The sequence below is a fragment of the Vibrio cortegadensis genome, from assembly GCF_024347395.1.
In the GTDB taxonomy this organism is placed as follows: domain Bacteria; phylum Pseudomonadota; class Gammaproteobacteria; order Enterobacterales; family Vibrionaceae; genus Vibrio; species Vibrio cortegadensis.
The window spans coordinates 400,062-415,970 of the sequence record NZ_AP025472.1; the positions used below are offsets into that span (position 1 = coordinate 400,062).

Annotated in this window: 1 protein-coding gene, 13 tRNA genes, 6 rRNA genes and 1 pseudogene; 12 read left to right on the top strand and 9 right to left on the bottom strand. The window is 47.2% G+C overall.

All coding sequences use genetic code 11. The features are described from left to right. The first annotated feature begins 196 nt into the window (after window positions 1–196). The 11 genes from OCV39_RS01890 to OCV39_RS01940 all read left to right on the top strand — a co-directional run bounded on the left by OCV39_RS01890 (window position 197) and on the right by OCV39_RS01940 (window position 11,352). Window positions 197–1,741 (top strand): 16S ribosomal RNA (locus OCV39_RS01890). 125 nt (window positions 1,742–1,866) lie between these two features. Continuing rightward, a tRNA-Glu gene (locus OCV39_RS01895) sits at window positions 1,867–1,942 on the top strand. Between the two features lie 311 nt (window positions 1,943–2,253). Then, window positions 2,254–5,144, top strand: a 23S ribosomal RNA gene (locus tag OCV39_RS01900). A gap of 130 nt (window positions 5,145–5,274) precedes the next feature. Then, window positions 5,275–5,390 (top strand): 5S ribosomal RNA (rrf, locus tag OCV39_RS01905). A gap of 398 nt (window positions 5,391–5,788) precedes the next feature. Next, window positions 5,789–7,333 (top strand): 16S ribosomal RNA (locus OCV39_RS01910). 69 nt (window positions 7,334–7,402) lie between these two features. After that, a tRNA-Ile gene (locus OCV39_RS01915) sits at window positions 7,403–7,479 on the top strand. Window positions 7,480–7,518: 39 nt separating this feature from the next. Beyond that, a tRNA-Ala gene (locus OCV39_RS01920) sits at window positions 7,519–7,594 on the top strand. A 314-nt stretch (window positions 7,595–7,908) separates the two neighbouring features. Beyond that, window positions 7,909–10,799, top strand: a 23S ribosomal RNA gene (locus tag OCV39_RS01925). A gap of 182 nt (window positions 10,800–10,981) precedes the next feature. Continuing rightward, window positions 10,982–11,097 (top strand): 5S ribosomal RNA (gene rrf / locus OCV39_RS01930). Together the 16S, 23S and 5S rRNA genes with 5 tRNA genes alongside form the textbook arrangement of a ribosomal RNA operon. A gap of 67 nt (window positions 11,098–11,164) precedes the next feature. Continuing rightward, window positions 11,165–11,241, top strand: a tRNA-Asp gene (locus tag OCV39_RS01935). A 34-nt stretch (window positions 11,242–11,275) separates the two neighbouring features. Further along, window positions 11,276–11,352: transfer RNA gene (locus tag OCV39_RS01940), tRNA-Trp, on the top strand. A 276-nt stretch (window positions 11,353–11,628) separates the two neighbouring features. Here the strand turns inward: OCV39_RS01940 and OCV39_RS01945 are convergent. Further along, a protein-coding gene (locus tag OCV39_RS01945; RefSeq protein WP_390903229.1) for an IS630 family transposase occupies window positions 11,629–12,658 on the bottom strand; the annotation gives its coding sequence in 2 pieces (ribosomal slippage) (window positions 11,629–12,193 and window positions 12,192–12,658; 1,032 coding nt in all). A 152-nt stretch (window positions 12,659–12,810) separates the two neighbouring features. Between OCV39_RS01945 and OCV39_RS01950 the strand changes: the two are divergent. Further along, a pseudogene (locus OCV39_RS01950) lies at window positions 12,811–13,895 on the top strand (IS630 family transposase). A 581-nt stretch (window positions 13,896–14,476) separates the two neighbouring features. On the opposite strand, the gene OCV39_RS01955 reads toward OCV39_RS01950, so the two are convergent. From OCV39_RS01955 to OCV39_RS01990, 8 genes are all read right to left on the bottom strand, one after another. After that, window positions 14,477–14,552 (bottom strand) — tRNA-Asn (locus OCV39_RS01955). 50 nt (window positions 14,553–14,602) lie between these two features. Further along, window positions 14,603–14,678 (bottom strand) — tRNA-Thr (locus OCV39_RS01960). 48 nt (window positions 14,679–14,726) lie between these two features. Beyond that, window positions 14,727–14,802: transfer RNA gene (locus OCV39_RS01965), tRNA-Asn, on the bottom strand. Between the two features lie 22 nt (window positions 14,803–14,824). Further along, a tRNA-Thr gene (locus OCV39_RS01970) sits at window positions 14,825–14,900 on the bottom strand. A 68-nt stretch (window positions 14,901–14,968) separates the two neighbouring features. Next, window positions 14,969–15,044: transfer RNA gene (locus OCV39_RS01975), tRNA-Phe, on the bottom strand. A gap of 537 nt (window positions 15,045–15,581) precedes the next feature. After that, window positions 15,582–15,657 (bottom strand) — tRNA-Asn (locus OCV39_RS01980). Between the two features lie 39 nt (window positions 15,658–15,696). After that, window positions 15,697–15,772: transfer RNA gene (locus OCV39_RS01985), tRNA-Phe, on the bottom strand. 7 nt (window positions 15,773–15,779) lie between these two features. After that, window positions 15,780–15,855: transfer RNA gene (locus OCV39_RS01990), tRNA-Thr, on the bottom strand. Between the last annotated feature and the right edge of the window lie 54 nt (window positions 15,856–15,909).

Here is a 15,909-nt window from a genome sequence, read left to right on the forward strand (position 1 = left end):
TTTGTTTTCGCTTTTTAAAGCGAAAGTAAATCAAGTCGAAACAAAAGATATCAATGAACTGAGTGACCAATACAAGTTCTTAGAACTTGGCACAGTCAATTCATTATCATTCTGTTGGAATGATAATAGCTTTAAAATCACATAGTAGTTTTGAAGTCAGTATTCATTGAGCCGCATCTTAGGATGCAAAAAACTTTAATTGAAGAGTTTGATCATGGCTCAGATTGAACGCTGGCGGCAGGCCTAACACATGCAAGTCGAGCGGAAACGAGAAGTAGCTTGCTACTTCGGCGTCGAGCGGCGGACGGGTGAGTAATGCCTAGGAAATTGCCCTGATGTGGGGGATAACCATTGGAAACGATGGCTAATACCGCATAATGCCTTCGGGCCAAAGAGGGGGACCTTCGGGCCTCTCGCGTCAGGATATGCCTAGGTGGGATTAGCTAGTTGGTGAGGTAATGGCTCACCAAGGCGACGATCCCTAGCTGGTCTGAGAGGATGATCAGCCACACTGGAACTGAGACACGGTCCAGACTCCTACGGGAGGCAGCAGTGGGGAATATTGCACAATGGGCGCAAGCCTGATGCAGCCATGCCGCGTGTATGAAGAAGGCCTTCGGGTTGTAAAGTACTTTCAGTCGTGAGGAAGGTGGTGTTGTTAATAGCAGCATCATTTGACGTTAGCGACAGAAGAAGCACCGGCTAACTCCGTGCCAGCAGCCGCGGTAATACGGAGGGTGCGAGCGTTAATCGGAATTACTGGGCGTAAAGCGCATGCAGGTGGTTCGTTAAGTCAGATGTGAAAGCCCGGGGCTCAACCTCGGAACTGCATTTGAAACTGGCGGACTAGAGTACTGTAGAGGGGGGTAGAATTTCAGGTGTAGCGGTGAAATGCGTAGAGATCTGAAGGAATACCAGTGGCGAAGGCGGCCCCCTGGACAGATACTGACACTCAGATGCGAAAGCGTGGGGAGCAAACAGGATTAGATACCCTGGTAGTCCACGCCGTAAACGATGTCTACTTGGAGGTTGTGGCCTTGAGCCGTGGCTTTCGGAGCTAACGCGTTAAGTAGACCGCCTGGGGAGTACGGTCGCAAGATTAAAACTCAAATGAATTGACGGGGGCCCGCACAAGCGGTGGAGCATGTGGTTTAATTCGATGCAACGCGAAGAACCTTACCTACTCTTGACATCCAGAGAAGCCAGCGGAGACGCAGGTGTGCCTTCGGGAACTCTGAGACAGGTGCTGCATGGCTGTCGTCAGCTCGTGTTGTGAAATGTTGGGTTAAGTCCCGCAACGAGCGCAACCCTTATCCTTGTTTGCCAGCGAGTAATGTCGGGAACTCCAGGGAGACTGCCGGTGATAAACCGGAGGAAGGTGGGGACGACGTCAAGTCATCATGGCCCTTACGAGTAGGGCTACACACGTGCTACAATGGCGCATACAGAGGGCAGCAAGCTAGCGATAGTGAGCGAATCCCAAAAAGTGCGTCGTAGTCCGGATTGGAGTCTGCAACTCGACTCCATGAAGTCGGAATCGCTAGTAATCGTAGATCAGAATGCTACGGTGAATACGTTCCCGGGCCTTGTACACACCGCCCGTCACACCATGGGAGTGGGCTGCAAAAGAAGTGGGTAGTTTAACCTTTCGAGGAGGACGCTCACCACTTTGTGGTTCATGACTGGGGTGAAGTCGTAACAAGGTAGCCCTAGGGGAACCTGGGGCTGGATCACCTCCTTATATACGAAGATTTTCACGATGAGTACCCACACAGATTGATTAGGTTTAAAAAGAAAAAGAGATGAAGAATTCCTAAGTTCTTCAAGGTTTGTTTCTACTTTTTAAAGTGGAGATAAATTAGCAGTGTCCCGTTCGTCTAGAGGCCTAGGACACCGCCCTTTCACGGCGGTAACAGGGGTTCGACTCCCCTACGGGATACCATCTTTAAGTGTTTTTGTTTGAAAATATTTAAAAATGGTTTCAAACACTTGGTGTTTAGAAACTCTTGCTCTTTAACAATTTGGAAAGCTGACTGATTTGATTACTTACGAGTAACTCAAATCAAATTTAAAAGTTCTCAATGTTTATCTTTATTGATAAACACACAAACACATTCAAGTGTCTTGTATTCGGAACAATGTTTACATTGTTCCATTATTGAGTCCGGCAAACAGTCATTGAGAATTAACCCTTCTTAATGACAACCAAAAACCTTGGTTAGTTGCTATACACAAGACCCTTTCGGGTTGTATGGTTAAGTGACTAAGCGTACACGGTGGATGCCTTGGCAGTCAGAGGCGATGAAGGACGTATTAACTTGCGATAAGCCCAGATTAGACAGTAAAAGTCTTTTGAGTCTGGGATTTCCGAATGGGGAAACCCACTAGCATAAGCTAGTATCGTTACGTGAATACATAGCGTAACGAGGCGAACTCGGGGAACTGAAACATCTAAGTACCCGAAGGAAGAGAAATCAACCGAGATTCCGAAAGTAGCGGCGAGCGAAATTGGATTAGCCCTTAAGCTTTTAATGATGCAGGTGAAGACTCTGGAAAGTGTCGCAGCAAAGGGTGATAGCCCCGTAACCGACGCATCATAATCAGTGAAATCGAGTAGGGCGGGACACGTGATATCCTGTCTGAATATGGGGGGACCATCCTCCAAGGCTAAATACTACTGACTGACCGATAGTGAACCAGTACCGTGAGGGAAAGGCGAAAAGAACCCCTGTGAGGGGAGTGAAATAGAACCTGAAACCGTGTACGTACAAGCAGTAGGAGCACCTTCGTGGTGTGACTGCGTACCTTTTGTATAATGGGTCAGCGACTTATATTCAGTGGCAAGGTTAACCGTTTAGGGGAGCCGTAGGGAAACCGAGTCTTAACTGGGCGACACAGTCTCTGGATATAGACCCGAAACCGAGTGATCTAGCCATGGGCAGGTTGAAGGTTGAGTAACATCAACTGGAGGACCGAACCGACTAATGTTGAAAAATTAGCGGATGACTTGTGGCTAGGGGTGAAAGGCCAATCAAACTCGGAGATAGCTGGTTCTCCCCGAAATCTATTTAGGTAGAGCCTCGGACGAATACTACTGGGGGTAGAGCACTGTTAAGGCTAGGGGGTCATCCCGACTTACCAACCCTTTGCAAACTCCGAATACCAGTAAGTACTATCCGGGAGACACACGGCGGGTGCTAACGTCCGTCGTGAAGAGGGAAACAACCCAGACCGCCAGCTAAGGTCCCAAATTATTACTAAGTGGGAAACGATGTGGGAAGGCTCAGACAGCCAGGATGTTGGCTTAGAAGCAGCCATCATTTAAAGAAAGCGTAATAGCTCACTGGTCGAGTCGGCCTGCGCGGAAGATGTAACGGGGCTAAGTAATAAACCGAAGCTGCGGCTGCACACTTAGGTGTGTGGGGTAGGGGAGCGTTCTGTAAGCGGTTGAAGGTGGTTCGTAAGGGCTGCTGGACGTATCAGAAGTGCGAATGCTGACATGAGTAACGATAATGGGAGTGAAAAACTCCCACGCCGGAAGACCAAGGGTTCCTGTCCAACGTTAATCGGGGCAGGGTAAGTCGACCCCTAAGGCGAGGCTGAAAAGCGTAGTCGATGGGAAACGGGTTAATATTCCCGTACTTCTTATAATTGCGATGGGGGGACGGAGAAGGCTAGGTGGGCCTGGCGACGGTTGTCCAGGTTCAAGTGCGTAGGCTAAGAGTTTAGGTAAATCCGGACTCTTGTTAGGCTGAGACACGATGTCGAGCACCTACGGGTGTGAAGTCATTGATGCCATACTTCCAGGAAAAGCCTCTAAGCTTCAGATTATAAGAAATCGTACCCCAAACCGACACAGGTGGTCGGGTAGAGAATACCAAGGCGCTTGAGAGAACTCGGGTGAAGGAACTAGGCAAAATGGTACCGTAACTTCGGGAGAAGGTACGCTCTTGGCGGTGAAGTCCCTTGCGGATGGAGCTACTAGGAGTCGCAGATACCAGGTGGCTGCAACTGTTTATTAAAAACACAGCACTGTGCAAAATCGTAAGATGACGTATACGGTGTGACGCCTGCCCGGTGCCGGAAGGTTAATTGATGGGGTTAGACTTCGGTCGAAGCTCTTGATCGAAGCCCCGGTAAACGGCGGCCGTAACTATAACGGTCCTAAGGTAGCGAAATTCCTTGTCGGGTAAGTTCCGACCTGCACGAATGGCGTAATGATGGCCACGCTGTCTCCACCCGAGACTCAGTGAAATTGAAATCGCTGTGAAGATGCAGTGTACCCGCGGCTAGACGGAAAGACCCCGTGAACCTTTACTACAGCTTGGCACTGAACATTGACCCTACATGTGTAGGATAGGTGGGAGACTTTGAAACCGCGTCGCCAGATGCGGTGGAGTCAACCTTGAAATACCACCCTTGTATGCTTGATGTTCTAACGTAGGTCCCTTATCGGGATTGCGGACAGTGCCTGGTGGGTAGTTTGACTGGGGCGGTCTCCTCCCAAAGAGTAACGGAGGAGCACGAAGGTGGGCTAAACACGGTTGGACATCGTGTGGTTAGTGCAATGGCATAAGCCCGCTTGACTGCGAGAATGACAATTCGAGCAGGTACGAAAGTAGGTCATAGTGATCCGGTGGTTCTGAATGGAAGGGCCATCGCTCAACGGATAAAAGGTACTCCGGGGATAACAGGCTGATACCGCCCAAGAGTTCATATCGACGGCGGTGTTTGGCACCTCGATGTCGGCTCATCACATCCTGGGGCTGAAGTCGGTCCCAAGGGTATGGCTGTTCGCCATTTAAAGTGGTACGCGAGCTGGGTTTAGAACGTCGTGAGACAGTTCGGTCCCTATCTGCCGTGGGCGTTGGAAGATTGAAGGGGGCTGCTCCTAGTACGAGAGGACCGGAGTGGACGAACCTCTGGTGTTCGGGTTGTCACGCCAGTGGCATTGCCCGGTAGCTAAGTTCGGAATCGATAAGCGCTGAAAGCATCTAAGCGCGAAGCGAGCCCTGAGATGAGTCTTCCCTGGCACTTTAAGTGCCCTAAAGGGTTGTTCAAGACTAGAACGTTGATAGGCAGGGTGTGTAAGTGCTGCGAGGCATTGAGCTAACCTGTACTAATTGCCCGTGAGGCTTAACCATACAACACCCAAGGGGTTTTGATGGACTCGATATATACAGACAAACTTGAATGAGTTTAGAGAACGAAAACAGCTTTCCGAATTATTTTACCTTTAGCTTTTTTAAAAGCTGAAAGTAGAAAAAGAATTTGCTTGGCGACCATAGCGTTGCGGACCCACCTGATCCCATGCCGAACTCAGAAGTGAAACGCAGTAGCGCCGATGGTAGTGTGGGGTTTCCCCATGTGAGAGTAGGACATCGCCAGGCTCCTATTTATTTTCACTTTTTTAAAAAGTGAAGACAAAAAGTTCGACTTATCTCGCTGAGATGAGTCAACATAGTTTTTTAAGTGATAACTTAGAATATTATGTTGACTTTCAAAGTAGAAAGCGTATTATACGCCTCCTGCTTAGGTGCTAAGGCACTGAAAGCAAAGCTCTTTAACAATTTAGACCTATCAATCTGTGTGGGCACTCGTTGATGATAATCACTAGTTTCGCTTTGTCGAAACAAAAGATATCAATGAACTGAGTGACCAATACAAGTTCTTAGAACTTGGCACAGTCAATTCATTATCATTCTGTTGGAATGATAATAGCTTTAAAATTACATAGTAGTTTTGAAGTCAGTATTCATTGAGCCGCATCTTAGGATGCAAAAAACTTTAATTGAAGAGTTTGATCATGGCTCAGATTGAACGCTGGCGGCAGGCCTAACACATGCAAGTCGAGCGGAAACGAGAAGTAGCTTGCTACTTCGGCGTCGAGCGGCGGACGGGTGAGTAATGCCTAGGAAATTGCCCTGATGTGGGGGATAACCATTGGAAACGATGGCTAATACCGCATAATGCCTTCGGGCCAAAGAGGGGGACCTTCGGGCCTCTCGCGTCAGGATATGCCTAGGTGGGATTAGCTAGTTGGTGAGGTAATGGCTCACCAAGGCGACGATCCCTAGCTGGTCTGAGAGGATGATCAGCCACACTGGAACTGAGACACGGTCCAGACTCCTACGGGAGGCAGCAGTGGGGAATATTGCACAATGGGCGCAAGCCTGATGCAGCCATGCCGCGTGTATGAAGAAGGCCTTCGGGTTGTAAAGTACTTTCAGTCGTGAGGAAGGTGGTGTTGTTAATAGCAGCATCATTTGACGTTAGCGACAGAAGAAGCACCGGCTAACTCCGTGCCAGCAGCCGCGGTAATACGGAGGGTGCGAGCGTTAATCGGAATTACTGGGCGTAAAGCGCATGCAGGTGGTTCGTTAAGTCAGATGTGAAAGCCCGGGGCTCAACCTCGGAACTGCATTTGAAACTGGCGGACTAGAGTACTGTAGAGGGGGGTAGAATTTCAGGTGTAGCGGTGAAATGCGTAGAGATCTGAAGGAATACCAGTGGCGAAGGCGGCCCCCTGGACAGATACTGACACTCAGATGCGAAAGCGTGGGGAGCAAACAGGATTAGATACCCTGGTAGTCCACGCCGTAAACGATGTCTACTTGGAGGTTGTGGCCTTGAGCCGTGGCTTTCGGAGCTAACGCGTTAAGTAGACCGCCTGGGGAGTACGGTCGCAAGATTAAAACTCAAATGAATTGACGGGGGCCCGCACAAGCGGTGGAGCATGTGGTTTAATTCGATGCAACGCGAAGAACCTTACCTACTCTTGACATCCAGAGAAGCCAGCGGAGACGCAGGTGTGCCTTCGGGAACTCTGAGACAGGTGCTGCATGGCTGTCGTCAGCTCGTGTTGTGAAATGTTGGGTTAAGTCCCGCAACGAGCGCAACCCTTATCCTTGTTTGCCAGCGAGTAATGTCGGGAACTCCAGGGAGACTGCCGGTGATAAACCGGAGGAAGGTGGGGACGACGTCAAGTCATCATGGCCCTTACGAGTAGGGCTACACACGTGCTACAATGGCGCATACAGAGGGCAGCAAGCTAGCGATAGTGAGCGAATCCCAAAAAGTGCGTCGTAGTCCGGATTGGAGTCTGCAACTCGACTCCATGAAGTCGGAATCGCTAGTAATCGTAGATCAGAATGCTACGGTGAATACGTTCCCGGGCCTTGTACACACCGCCCGTCACACCATGGGAGTGGGCTGCAAAAGAAGTGGGTAGTTTAACCTTTCGGGGAGGACGCTCACCACTTTGTGGTTCATGACTGGGGTGAAGTCGTAACAAGGTAGCCCTAGGGGAACCTGGGGCTGGATCACCTCCTTATATACGAAGATTTTCACGATGAGTACCCACACAGATTGATTAGGTTTAAAAAGTAAAAGAGACGATATTGGGTCTGTAGCTCAGCTGGTTAGAGCGCTCGCCTGATAAGCGGGAGGTCGGTGGTTCAAGTCCACTCAGACCCACCAATCCTTTTTAGGTTTGGAACAATATCGACAAACACAGATGGGGCTATAGCTCAGCTGGGAGAGCGCCTGCCTTGCACGCAGGAGGTCTGCGGTTCGATCCCGCATAGCTCCACCATCTTTAAGCACACTTCTTTGAAATATGAAGAATTAAGTGTTTTTAAAAATGGTTTCGAAAGAAATCAAGCTCTTTAACAATTTGGAAAGCTGACTGATTTGATTACTTACGAGTAATTCAAATCAAATTTAAAAGTTCTCAATGTTTATCTTCATTGATAAACACACAAACACATTCAAGTGTCTTGTATTCGGAACAATGTTTACATTGTTCCATTATTGAGTCCGGCAAACAGTGAATAGGAATTAACCCTTCTTATTCACAACCAAAAACCTTGGTTAGTTGCCATACACTAAGACCCTTTCGGGTTGTATGGTTAAGTGACTAAGCGTACACGGTGGATGCCTTGGCAGTCAGAGGCGATGAAGGACGTATTAACTTGCGATAAGCCCAGATTAGACAGTAAAAGTCTTTTGAGTCTGGGATTTCCGAATGGGGAAACCCACTAGCATAAGCTAGTATCGTTACGTGAATACATAGCGTAACGAGGCGAACTCGGGGAACTGAAACATCTAAGTACCCGAAGGAAGAGAAATCAACCGAGATTCCGAAAGTAGCGGCGAGCGAAATTGGATTAGCCCTTAAGCTTTTAATGATGCAGGTGAAGACTCTGGAAAGTGTCGCAGCAAAGGGTGATAGCCCCGTAACCGACGCATCATAATCAGTGAAATCGAGTAGGGCGGGACACGTGATATCCTGTCTGAATATGGGGGGACCATCCTCCAAGGCTAAATACTACTGACTGACCGATAGTGAACCAGTACCGTGAGGGAAAGGCGAAAAGAACCCCTGTGAGGGGAGTGAAATAGAACCTGAAACCGTGTACGTACAAGCAGTAGGAGCACCTTCGTGGTGTGACTGCGTACCTTTTGTATAATGGGTCAGCGACTTATATTCAGTGGCAAGGTTAACCGTTTAGGGGAGCCGTAGGGAAACCGAGTCTTAACTGGGCGACACAGTCTCTGGATATAGACCCGAAACCGAGTGATCTAGCCATGGGCAGGTTGAAGGTTGAGTAACATCAACTGGAGGACCGAACCGACTAATGTTGAAAAATTAGCGGATGACTTGTGGCTAGGGGTGAAAGGCCAATCAAACTCGGAGATAGCTGGTTCTCCCCGAAATCTATTTAGGTAGAGCCTCGGACGAATACTACTGGGGGTAGAGCACTGTTAAGGCTAGGGGGTCATCCCGACTTACCAACCCTTTGCAAACTCCGAATACCAGTAAGTACTATCCGGGAGACACACGGCGGGTGCTAACGTCCGTCGTGAAGAGGGAAACAACCCAGACCGCCAGCTAAGGTCCCAAATTATTACTAAGTGGGAAACGATGTGGGAAGGCTCAGACAGCCAGGATGTTGGCTTAGAAGCAGCCATCATTTAAAGAAAGCGTAATAGCTCACTGGTCGAGTCGGCCTGCGCGGAAGATGTAACGGGGCTAAGTAATAAACCGAAGCTGCGGCTGCACACTTAGGTGTGTGGGGTAGGGGAGCGTTCTGTAAGCGGTTGAAGGTGGTTCGTAAGGGCTGCTGGACGTATCAGAAGTGCGAATGCTGACATGAGTAACGATAATGGGAGTGAAAAACTCCCACGCCGGAAGACCAAGGGTTCCTGTCCAACGTTAATCGGGGCAGGGTAAGTCGACCCCTAAGGCGAGGCTGAAAAGCGTAGTCGATGGGAAACGGGTTAATATTCCCGTACTTCTTATAATTGCGATGGGGGGACGGAGAAGGCTAGGTGGGCCTGGCGACGGTTGTCCAGGTTCAAGTGCGTAGGCTAAGAGTTTAGGTAAATCCGGACTCTTGTTAGGCTGAGACACGATGTCGAGCACCTACGGGTGTGAAGTCATTGATGCCATACTTCCAGGAAAAGCCTCTAAGCTTCAGATTATAAGAAATCGTACCCCAAACCGACACAGGTGGTCGGGTAGAGAATACCAAGGCGCTTGAGAGAACTCGGGTGAAGGAACTAGGCAAAATGGTACCGTAACTTCGGGAGAAGGTACGCTCTTGGCGGTGAAGTCCCTTGCGGATGGAGCTACTAGGAGTCGCAGATACCAGGTGGCTGCAACTGTTTATTAAAAACACAGCACTGTGCAAAATCGTAAGATGACGTATACGGTGTGACGCCTGCCCGGTGCCGGAAGGTTAATTGATGGGGTTAGACTTCGGTCGAAGCTCTTGATCGAAGCCCCGGTAAACGGCGGCCGTAACTATAACGGTCCTAAGGTAGCGAAATTCCTTGTCGGGTAAGTTCCGACCTGCACGAATGGCGTAATGATGGCCACGCTGTCTCCACCCGAGACTCAGTGAAATTGAAATCGCTGTGAAGATGCAGTGTACCCGCGGCTAGACGGAAAGACCCCGTGAACCTTTACTACAGCTTGGCACTGAACATTGACCCTACATGTGTAGGATAGGTGGGAGACTTTGAAACCGCGTCGCCAGATGCGGTGGAGTCAACCTTGAAATACCACCCTTGTATGCTTGATGTTCTAACGTAGGTCCCTTATCGGGATTGCGGACAGTGCCTGGTGGGTAGTTTGACTGGGGCGGTCTCCTCCCAAAGAGTAACGGAGGAGCACGAAGGTGGGCTAAACACGGTTGGACATCGTGTGGTTAGTGCAATGGCATAAGCCCGCTTGACTGCGAGAATGACAATTCGAGCAGGTACGAAAGTAGGTCATAGTGATCCGGTGGTTCTGAATGGAAGGGCCATCGCTCAACGGATAAAAGGTACTCCGGGGATAACAGGCTGATACCGCCCAAGAGTTCATATCGACGGCGGTGTTTGGCACCTCGATGTCGGCTCATCACATCCTGGGGCTGAAGTCGGTCCCAAGGGTATGGCTGTTCGCCATTTAAAGTGGTACGCGAGCTGGGTTTAGAACGTCGTGAGACAGTTCGGTCCCTATCTGCCGTGGGCGTTGGAAGATTGAAGGGGGCTGCTCCTAGTACGAGAGGACCGGAGTGGACGAACCTCTGGTGTTCGGGTTGTCACGCCAGTGGCATTGCCCGGTAGCTAAGTTCGGAATCGATAAGCGCTGAAAGCATCTAAGCGCGAAGCGAGCCCTGAGATGAGTCTTCCCTGGCACTTTAAGTGCCCTAAAGGGTTGTTCAAGACTAGAACGTTGATAGGCAGGGTGTGTAAGTGCTGCGAGGCATTGAGCTAACCTGTACTAATTGCCCGTGAGGCTTAACCATACAACACCCAAGGGGTTTTGATGGACTCAATACCAATTTGTTTCCGCTTTTAAAAAGCAGAAGCAAAACAAGAAACACTTGAATGAGTTTAGAGACTTTTAATTGCTCTATTAAATAGAGAAACAGCTTTCCGAATTATTTACCTTTAGCTTTTTAAAAGCTGAAAGTAGAAAAAGAATTTGCTTGGCGACCATAGCGTTGCGGACCCACCTGATTCCATGCCGAACTCAGAAGTGAAACGCAGTAGCGCCGATGGTAGTGTGGGGCTTCCCCATGTGAGAGTAGGACATCGCCAGGCTTTAAATTAAATCTTTAGGTTGAGCGACCTGGAGATATGGACACTCACATAGTGAGTTGACCACTGCGGAGTGGTAGTTCAGTTGGTTAGAATACCGGCCTGTCACGCCGGGGGTCGCGGGTTCGAGTCCCGTCCACTCCGCCACTTATTTAGAGTTTCAGCTCTTTAAAACTGAGATAGGGGTGTAGCTCCAATTGGCAGAGCAGCGGATTCCAAATCCGCGTGTTGGGAGTTCGAATCTCTCCACCCCTGCCATATATCAAGCCTCAGCAGAAATGCTGGGGCTTTTTTGCATTTGAATCTGAGAGTTTCAATACTCTAGAAAAAGCAGCGGATTCAGCTCATTCACAAAATAGCGCGTGTTGGGAGTTCGAATCTCTCCACCCCTGCCATATATCAAGCCTCAGCAGAAATGCTGAGGCTTTTTTCGTATCTGTTTTCGGACCATATCCGGTCGAATGGATATCGGTGTCTCCATGGACTATAGAGCAATGTATTTATGGCACTGTGTACTTATACCAATCCGGAAAACTAGCTGATCAGCTCTATCCAGTCTCTACTGCACATTTTGGTCACGCGATCGCTGCACTCCAAAAAGCCATTCCAAGCACGACATACCTGAGAAACGATGTCGTTATAATCATTGAAACTTTGGTTTGCGAGATAGTGCTGTCTCAACCAACTCCAAACTTGTTCAATAGGGTTCAGCTCGGGAGAATAAGGGGGAAGTTTAATGATGCTGACATTATTAAATTCATTGCCAATGTCATCGCTATGCCAACTTGCGCCATCCATTATCACGACGGCATGGCGACTTTGTTCGGTGGCTTTCGATATCTGCTCTAGATGACTTATCATGATGTCTTTGTTAACCCAAGGAACGACAATGGCCTCACCCACTCCTTTTGCTGGGCAGACAGAGCCAAATAAATAAGCGTATTCAAATTGCTGTTGTTTAACGACTCTAGGCCTTGTGCCACGCTCCGCCCAAAGTCGAGTCGTTGTGTTCTGTTGACCAAACCTAGCTTCGTCTTGAAACCAGACATCTTTTAAGGGCGCATGACCAGGGATCTTAAGGATCGTTTCTATTTGGAATTTTTTTAAAATCGTCTTGGGCCTTCTGCGATTGCTTAGGGTGTTTTGAACGAGAAGTTATCCAAGAAAAACCCATATGCTCAAGCAGGTAATAGATCGAATGAGGATGGTAGTGTTTATCAAAATGCGTCACGATATAGTGATGGATATCACTCGCTATGAGACGGCCACCAGTAGGAGAGGTTGCTTCACTCTTTATGAATTGCCTGAGCTGATTTTGCTGGTCTGCAGTAAGGAATGCCGGCCTGCCTGATCTTGGTTTTTCCTGAAGGCCTTCTAGTCCTTCTTCCAAAAAAAGGCGAACCCATTTATTCACACTAGTACGACTGACTTGCAGGTCTTTCGCTATTTGAGTGCGGGATTTTCCTCGCTTAAAGTGCTCAAGAGCCAGTAATCGTATTTTCATTTGAATGGTTTTTTGTTGGCTCACAAGTTTTTTGAAATCAGTATTATCAAGGCTATCCATAGCAATTTCCCGTAAGATGGCGACGCCCTAATTAGATCATATTTTTTCTCTAATTGGTATTAGGCCAACAAATCGCAATACATAGTCTCTAAGGGGCTTATACCAATTCCGTTAATTTTATGATCTAATAAAGATTTTTAAAAGGCGTCCTTATGAAGCATGACTTCCCGGGTTTGATTAATTCCACTTCCAAGGCTCGACTTAGAATGCGTTATTTAGCTGTTTCTCATTTTGTTGACGGTAGAAGTCGCACTAAAATAGCTAAGTACCTTAAAGTTAGTAGAGTAAGCGTCAATTAATGGGTCAAAGCATATCTCGATAATGGTCTTGAAGGACTTCAAGATAAACCACATTCTGGTAGACCCCATCGCCTAACTGATGAGCAGAAATCACAAGTCAAAGAATATGTTATCGAACTCGCAGCTAATGAAAGTGGCAACCGCCTTCAAGCGAGAGACATTGGGCTTTATATAGAGAGCCATTTCGATACATCATATAAAAAGTCGGCGCTCTATTAGTTATTACATGACATAGGTCTGAGTTGGATCACTACTCGTTCTAAGCATTCTAAGCATTCTAAGCATTCTAAGCATCCTAAGCATCCTAAGCATCCTAAGCATCCTAAGCATCCTAAGCAATCAGTTGAAGCCCAAGAAGCTTTTAAAAAACTCCCAATCGAAACGATCCTTAAGATCCCTGGTCATGCGCCCTTAAAAGATGTCCAAATATGGTTTCAAGACGAGGCTAGATTTGGTCGACGTGATACAACTACGCGAATATGGGCAGAGAAAGGTACGCGCCCCAGAGTAGTACAACAACCGCAATTCGAGTATGCATACCTGTTCGGCGCAGTATGTGTTACGACAGGAGAAGCTGAAGCGATAGTGGTTCCCCTGAGCAATATGGAAGCAATGAAATAGCAACTCAGATTAATGTCTCAAGCCAAACGGGTTGGTAAGCATGCTGTTGTTATCATGGAGCAAGCTAGTTGGCATCAGAGCCATCTTGCCGATGAATCTGAGAACCTCACAGTTATCCATATCCCACCTTATTCTCCCAAGCTTAACCCTATAGAACAGGTATGGAGTTGGCTTCGCCAAATGAAGTAGCAAACAGGTGTTTCGAAAGCTATGACGATATCGTAGAGACACTATGCGGTGCATGGAATCGGTTTTGTGAGGATAAACGCAGAGTTATGTCATTCTGCTCTAGAGGTTGGACTAAACTGATAGGGTAATTAATGGGGTAGGTATAATTAATGAGGAGTCAGCATCGGTATCGTTGTCCTTAGAAGCTACTCTGACGCTATTCTTTTCGTAACGCTCAGTGGCCATTAGACAATGGCTAGCAGGCATGTTGACCATTTTAGTAATCTTACGATCCTTAATATCCCACTATACTCTCCAGACCTCAACCCAATGGATTGGTTCGCCAGAACAACCTTGTTAATAGGAGCTTCAAAATCTACAAGGTATGAATTGATTGTGTTTGTAAGGCTTAGAATGATCATTCTCAATGCGAAAGTAGAATAAAGACGCTCTGTTTTCGTTAGTGGATAAGTTTGAGTAGTAAATTAACGGCATTGGTACTATTCGCATTTAATATTTATGGTCTACTTCGAGCTTGGAAATAGCGGTTATATCACTATAACGGCCTCTATGGCTTGTGGCTAATTTAGGTTATATAACTTGGTCTATTATGAAAAAAATCGTTGCTAGGCTCATACAGAGGCGTATGAGTGATGTTCAAGTGTGAAGTGTTGCAGCTATTTTCTTTAGGCGAAAAAAAACCACTTCATGAGAAGTGGTTTCTTAAATGTGGCTCCCTTTGCTGGACTTGAACCAGCGACATACGGATTAACAGTCCGGCGTTCTACCAACTGAACTAAAAGGGAACAGGTTTGTTTTATAGCAACAACGCTTATGATTTTTCAATCATGAAAAATGGTGCCGACTACCGGAGTCGAACTGGTGACCTACTGATTACAAGTCAGTTGCTCTACCTACTGAGCTAAGTCGGCACTAATTTCTTTTCGCTATCGTTTGTTACTAACGCTAGCTACTTAATGTGGCTCCCTTTGCTGGACTTGAACCAGCGACATACGGATTAACAGTCCGGCGTTCTACCAACTGAACTAAAAGGGAACAGGTTGTATCTAATTAAGAATGGTGCCGACTACCGGAGTCGAACTGGTGACCTACTGATTACAAGTCAGTTGCTCTACCTACTGAGCTAAGTCGGCACATTGTATTCTTAATTTATTCTATGCTCGTATTTTGATTTTTCAATCTAACACCAACAAAATGAATGTGGTGCCCGGAGGCGGAATCGAACCACCGACACGAGGATTTTCAATCCTCTGCTCTACCGACTGAGCTATCCGGGCAACGAGGTGTATTAAAAGGCTTTTCACGTTCTAGGTCAACATTAAATTGCAAAAAAAATGTTGTTTGCTGATTTTCTATACTTAATGGGCTGTTTGTAGGCATTTTGGTCATTAAATGCATAGTGAATATGAGGTAAGAAGGGGAGGGTTACTGAGTTATTTATGCTTAAATACAGTAAACAAACAAGTAAAGAGTGCGTAATAGTTCACTTTTAATTGTGATTATCGAGCGCTTTAGTATGTCTATCTTATTAGTGTTCATTTTTGAATTGTAGACTATAGAAAATCACCCAAGCTACCGTCTTAATTAATGAGCAATGTTTTGATGTTTGCTTTCGTAAGGAGTGAATATTTTAAATAGAAATATTGGCTGCGGATAAGTGATTTTGGTGACGGAGGATTACGTAAGTGGCGAGAGCTGCATACTCAGAGCTTTATTAGTAAAGGGATAGCATCGATAGAGAAGGCGAGGGCCTATTGGGATCAATTTAGTTCAGATATGAAAAAAGCCAAGTCTTTCGACTTGGCTTTTAAAAATGGCTCCCCTTGCAAGACTTGAACTTGCGACATACGGATTAACAGTCCGCCGTTCTACCAACTGAACTAAAGGGGAATTATCTGTGTCAGCATTTTCATGCTAAGCACCAAATAATGGTGCCTCGAGGCGGAATCGAACCACCGACACGAGGATTTTCAATCCTCTGCTCTACCGACTGAGCTATCGAGGCAAAAGAATGGTGCCGACTACCGGAGTCGAACTGGTGACCTACTGATTACAAGTCAGTTGCTCTACCTACTGAGCTAAGTCGGCACACTAAATTCTTTGCTTTCTTACTGATGTTTCTTGTTACTACAATTGACACCA